The sequence below is a fragment of the Succinivibrio sp. genome (assembly GCF_045124615.1).
Classification (GTDB): Bacteria; Pseudomonadota; Gammaproteobacteria; order Enterobacterales; family Succinivibrionaceae; genus Succinivibrio; species Succinivibrio faecicola.
This window is the reverse complement of the sequence record NZ_JBGVMC010000320.1, coordinates 1-3,878: the sequence shown is the minus strand read 5'-3', so window position 1 is coordinate 3,878 and position 3,878 is coordinate 1. Positions and strand designations below refer to the sequence as shown.

The window sequence follows — 3,878 nt, the reverse complement described above, 5'->3', positions numbered from 1 at the left end:
ATATCTCCCCTAGAAAATCACTTCTTAAAATAAGATCTTGAAAAATATATAGATTATTTTTGTTGGCATGCAATTTGCTTAAGTTTATTCAGTTAAATAATTCTCGTTGAGGGTTTATATCATGGATAAATTATTGTGGGTTGCAATGTCAGGAGCTAAGGAAAATTTCCATAGCCTTGCAGTTCGAAGCAATAATCTTGCAAATGCAAATACCACAGGTTTTAAAGCAGATTTTGAAAATGCTAGAGCCATGTCAGTTTTTGCTAATGCATATCCAACTAGAGCATTCTCCATGACAGAACGTCCTGGTGTGAATATGGAAGCAGGTTCTGCTGAAACTACAGGTAGAGATCTTGATATTGCCGTTGAAGGTGAAGGCTTTATTGCAGTTAATGATAAAGAAGGTAATGAAGCCTATACAAGATTTGGCAGCTTCCAGGTGGATACTGAAGGTTACTTAAAGACTGCAACAGGTCTTAATGTGTTAAATGAAGATGGTGATCCTATTCTTCTGCCTGCTATGCTTGAGAGCGTAGCAATCAGCACAGATGGTGTAATCTCAGGTAGACCTCAGGGCGGTGACAATAATGTTATCGAGCAGTTTGGCAGAATCAAACTAGTAAAACCAGAGGATTATAAAGAAATTGAAAAAGGCTATGACGGTCTATTCAGAAATATAGACGGTTCAGTTATGGATCAGGATTTAACAGTGAAGGTTAGAAGCGGTATGCTTGAATCTTCAAATGTAAATCCTGTAGAAGAACTTACCAGCTTAATCCGCATTCAAAGACAGTACGAAACTCAGGTAAAAATGATGGAAACAGCAGGTACTATGGACGAAAGACAGAATACATTATTAAGCTACGAGTAGCAGGGAGTGAACTATGATACCGGCATTATGGATTAGTAAAACAGGATTAGATTCACAGCAGACTAATATCTCTGTAACATCTAACAACCTTGCTAACGCATCAACAGTAGGTTTTAAGCGCAGCAGAGCGATTTTTGAGGATTTACTTTATCAGAAGGTAAATCAGCCTGGTGGCAGATCATCTGCTAACAGCTATCTACCTGAAGGTTTAATGGTAGGTTGTGGTTCTAAGGTTGTTGCAACTCAAAGACAGTTCGGTCAGGGTGACGTAGAGTCAACTGATAACTCATTTGACCTTATGATTGATGGTCGAGGCTTCTTTGAAATTGAACTTCCTGATGGAACTACTGCCTATACAAGAAATGGTCAGTTTACAAAGAATGAGGAAGGAATAATGGTTACATCAGGTGAAGGTTTCCCATTATTACCTCAGATTCAGATCCCAGAGAATGCAACATCTATGACTGTTGGTCGTGATGGTCAGGTTTCAGTTATTGTTGCAAACCAGAATACATCTCAGGATATCGGTCAGATTACTGTAACTGATTTTATCAATCCATCAGGACTTGAATCAATCGGTGATAACCTCTATTTAGAGACAACTGCATCAGGTGCTCCTCAGCAGGGTATCGGCGGTCAGGATGGCATGGGCCAGATCCGTCAGAATATGCTTGAAACATCAAATGTAAAGGTTACCGAAGAGTTAGTAAACCTTATTCAGGCTCAGAGAGTATATGAAATGAACTCTAAGGTATTAACAACAGTTGACAGCATGATGGGTTCACTAATTCAGTCTGTATAAGTCTGATAGGATGGTAATATGAAAAAGGTATTATTGGTAGTTGCATTATCACAGGCTTTACTGCTACAAGGCTGCGTTCTCAACGCATTTAATGAGAAACCTGATGATCCTAAGTATGCTCCAGCTCTACCTGAAGAGGACTATACTAATGTAGTTCCAACAGGTGGTATCTACAATCCATATACCCTCAATAACGGAATGTATTCAGATACATCAGCTCATAAGGTTGGAGACATTATTTCAGTTGTTCTTGAGGAAAGCACCTCTGCAAAAAAGAGTGCAGGAACATCACTTGATAAATCAGGCTCAAACAGTTACGGTGGTATAAGTCTTGCAGGTAAGAATCTGCATTACAAAAATTTGACACCGACTTTATCAACTGATAATTCCTCAAAGTTCAAAGGAAATTCTTCAGCTAATCAGTCAAACAGTCTTTCAGGTCAAATTTCTGTAAGCGTTGTAAAGGTATACTCTAATGGTAACCTTCAGGTTCAGGGTGAAAAGTGGCTGATGTTGAACAACGGTAATGAGTATGTTCGTGTGACAGGTATTATAAGACCTTCAGATATCAGTTCTGATAATACAGTGTCATCACAAAGAATAGCAAATGCAAGAATTCAGTATGGTGGAACTGGAGATTTTGCAGATACTCAGGAGCGTGGTTTAATTTCAAGATTGTTTAACAGTGCACTGAATATATTCTTCTAGTAAATTGAGGTGGGGTATGAAGAGGATTTTCAGATTATTGTCAGTAATGGCACTGTGTTTTGTGGCAGCAGCCTTTGCTCCTGTCACAAATGCAGCAAGATTAAAGGACATAGCTTCAATAAGTGGAATTCGAGACAACCAGCTTATAGGTTATGGTCTGGTTGTTGGTCTATCAGGAACTGGTGAAAAGAATTCCAAATTCACAGAGCAGAGTTTCAGATCAATGCTGAATAATTTCGGCATTAAAATTAGTGATAACACTACCTTAAAAATCAAGGATGTTGCACCAGTAGCCATTCATGCAACAATGCCAGCCTTCTCAAAAGTAGGACAGACAATTGATGTAACGGTTTCTGCTATAGGTGAAGCTTCATCATTAAGAGGCGGTACTCTTTTGCAGGCAATGTTAAGAGGTGTAGATGGCAATGTATATGCAATTGCTCAGGGCTCTTTAGTAGTTGGCGGTTTAGGTGTTGAAGGTGCTGATGGTTCAAAGGTAACTGTAAATACACCAACAGTTGGAAGGATCGCAAACGGTGCGATTATTGAAAGGGAAGTTCCTGATAATTTTGCAGATACAGATTTCTTTGTATTCAATTTAAACAGAGCCGATTTTACAACAGCAAAGAATGTAGTTGATTCTATCAATGATCTATATGGTAACGGCTGTGCAGTAGCTCAGGACAGTGCATCTATAAGAGTAAGTGCTCCTCGTGATCCAGCAAAAAGAGTAGAGTACCTTTCAACTCTTGAAAATCTTGAAATAGAACAAGGCGAAAATGCTGCAAAGATTGTTGTTAATTCAAGAACAGGCACTATTGTTATTGGCAGCAATGTAAAATTAAAGCCAGTTGCCGTAACACATGGTGGACTTACTGTTACAGTGTCAGAAGATCCAAGAGTATCTCAGCCAAACAGTTTTTCAAATGGTCAGACAACAATTGTTCCTGATTCACAGATATCTGTAACAGAAAAGCAAGGCAAGATGTTTAAGTTAGATACAGGTGCAACACTAGATGATCTTGTAAGAGCAATCAATCAGGTTGGACTTGCACCAGGTGATCTGATGTCTGTACTTGAAGCATTAGATAATGCAGGAGCTATAGACGGAAAGCTTGAAATAATCTAAAAGAATTTGAAGCCTTTGCCCTCCCCACCACTCACCTCAAAGGCAAAGGTTTCAATTTATTCTTTAAAGATATTAAAATAAAGAAAAGACAATGAGGTTTCTATGAGTGGTACAAAAAAAACAGCTCTATTAATTGGAGCAAGTTTTGAATCTGTGTTTTCAATAAAGACAGCTCAATCTTGTGGCTTTTTTGTTGTTGCACTTGATGGAAACCCAAGTGCTCAAGGTTTTAAATATGCAGATCAGTCTTTTGTAGTTGATATCTCAGATTATAATAAAATCTGCTCATTACTGTCTGAAAAGAAAATAGAACCGTCAGTTGTACTTCCTGCTCCTGTTGGAAAAATACTTGATGCGACCGCCAAAAT

At 38.5% G+C, this 3,878-nt stretch carries 5 protein-coding genes; all 5 read left to right on the top strand.

Going from position 1 to position 3,878, the window contains the following annotated elements:
- Positions 1–121: 121 nt before the first annotated feature.
- Complete coding sequence (flgF, locus tag ACJML3_RS08420) at positions 122–871, top strand: flagellar basal-body rod protein FlgF (RefSeq protein ID WP_406022313.1); 750 nt, start codon at positions 122–124, stop codon at positions 869–871.
- A gap of 13 nt (positions 872–884) precedes the next feature.
- Positions 885–1,673 carry a flagellar basal-body rod protein FlgG gene (gene flgG, locus ACJML3_RS08415; protein WP_219937391.1) on the top strand — a complete coding sequence of 263 codons (789 nt, stop codon included), beginning with the start codon at positions 885–887 and terminating at the stop codon, positions 1,671–1,673.
- Between the two features lie 18 nt (positions 1,674–1,691).
- Complete coding sequence (locus ACJML3_RS08410; protein ID WP_406022310.1) at positions 1,692–2,381, top strand: flagellar basal body L-ring protein FlgH; 690 nt, start codon at positions 1,692–1,694, stop codon at positions 2,379–2,381.
- A 46-nt stretch (positions 2,382–2,427) separates the two neighbouring features.
- Positions 2,428–3,510: a flagellar basal body P-ring protein FlgI gene (locus ACJML3_RS08405; protein WP_406022315.1), complete on the top strand. Its 1,083-nt coding sequence runs from the start codon at positions 2,428–2,430 to the stop codon at positions 3,508–3,510.
- Positions 3,511–3,612: 102 nt separating this feature from the next.
- A partial coding sequence (locus ACJML3_RS08400; RefSeq protein ID WP_406022308.1) for a hypothetical protein occupies positions 3,613–3,878 on the top strand: 266 nt, incomplete at its 3' end.

Excerpts from the sequence above, each read along its gene's own strand:
- ACJML3_RS08410 (WP_406022310.1), top strand. The coding sequence starts at position 1,692 with ATGAAAAAGGTATTATTGGTAGTTGCATTATCACAGGCTTTACTGCTA.
- ACJML3_RS08405 (WP_406022315.1), top strand. The coding sequence starts at position 2,428 with ATGGCACTGTGTTTTGTGGCAGCAGCCTTTGCTCCTGTCACAAATGCA.
- flgF (WP_406022313.1), top strand. The coding sequence starts at position 122 with ATGGATAAATTATTGTGGGTTGCAATGTCAGGAGCTAAGGAAAATTTC.
- flgG (WP_219937391.1), top strand. The coding sequence starts at position 885 with ATGATACCGGCATTATGGATTAGTAAAACAGGATTAGATTCACAGCAG.